This window comes from Mesorhizobium amorphae, from assembly GCF_014843845.1.
Lineage (GTDB): Bacteria > Pseudomonadota > Alphaproteobacteria > Rhizobiales > Rhizobiaceae > Mesorhizobium > Mesorhizobium amorphae_A.
The window spans coordinates 1-1,079 of record NZ_JHQS01000101.1 but is presented as its reverse complement, the minus strand read 5'-3'; the positions used below and the strand labels follow the sequence as shown (position 1 = coordinate 1,079).

Below are 1,079 nucleotides of genomic sequence, written 5' to 3'. Positions count from 1 at the left end.
ACTGCGATCAGGGCCGCAGCGGAGCCAAGGAGAAGGCTCTTGATGTTCATTTTCTGACCTCCAGTCAGAATCGAACGCGGAGGTCGACGAAAAGCTGCTCGTTGCGCTATTTCTCTTTTTATTTCAATTAGATAACCTTGGAGCCATCAGGGAAGCCAAAAACGTTTGCCCGCGAACGCCTTGCCCGAGCCGTGCTTGAAATATGGCTCGAGTTGCCGTGCATTGGCATCGGTTTCGACCGCAATATAAGCCTTCAGGGTGACAGGCAGATGAGCCTTGGTCGAAGTGACATGGCCTGATCGATGCGATTCGAAACGGCGCCGAAGATCGTTGGTCGATCCGACATAAATATCGCCGCTATGGAGTTGCAGAAAGTAGACGTGCCACATGGTCCCCCTACGCTACTTCGTAGCTTCGGGCGACACTCCTACGCTCAAAATGCGGTTTCGGGTGGCCTGCCACCCGAAGCCCGCAGGGCGTAGGGTGGCGGAGAGGATGGGATTCGAACCCACGAGAAGCTTTTGACCTCTACTCCCTTAGCAGGGGAGCGCCTTCGACCACTCGGCCACCTCTCCGTTGCGCCGCTGGATAAAGAAAAGCGCCGGCACAATCAACAGCTGGCGCCATTATCGCGGAAAAATCCGGCGTAGCCTGACGGACAGCCTACGCCATGCGGCGATTCTGCGGCAATTCCCTGGCCGGCGACTCGGGTGACATGACCGCAATTGCGGCGGCGCCGCCGCCGGATTCGGCCGCATTGCAAGGGCCGCGCGCGCCCAGATGGTTAACGAGAGCTTTCGGAGTGAGGCCAAATCGTGTCATTTGTGCAACAACGACCGGGGATAGCGCCCGAACTGCCCTTTTGCCGGTACGATCGTGGTTGAACGCCGCCGCCTCATGGGTAATGTCGAATTCGAAGGAGCGGCGCGGTGCGCATCTTTTTCGGTTAGTGGGGATGGGGCAGGGAACGCTGTCCTTCAGCAAAGAATACCCAGACCCGTTTTTTAACTTTTGACTGGAGGTCAGAAAATGAACATCAAGAGCCTTCTCCTTGGCTCCGCTGCGGCCCTGATCGCAGT

2 protein-coding genes and 1 tRNA gene are annotated in these 1,079 nt (G+C 57.3%); all 3 read right to left on the bottom strand.

Annotated features, from left to right (window positions below; all coding sequences use genetic code 11):
- Nucleotides 1-146: 146 nt before the first annotated feature.
- Entirely contained in the window at nt 147-389 is a 243-nt protein-coding gene (locus tag DH08_RS30200; RefSeq protein ID WP_192182907.1) for a GIY-YIG nuclease family protein, read from the bottom strand.
- A gap of 95 nt (nt 390-484) precedes the next feature.
- Nucleotides 485-575 (bottom strand) — tRNA-Ser (locus DH08_RS30195).
- Between the two features lie 88 nt (nt 576-663).
- Nucleotides 664-1,079, bottom strand: a 416-nt coding sequence (locus DH08_RS30190; protein WP_192182906.1) for a hypothetical protein, incomplete at its 5' end; no start/stop codon positions are given.

What these genes read in the sequence shown, in the direction of transcription:
- DH08_RS30200 (WP_192182907.1), bottom strand. Translation starts at nt 389, where the DNA reads ATGTGGCACGTCTACTTTCTGCAACTCCATAGCGGCGATATTTATGTC.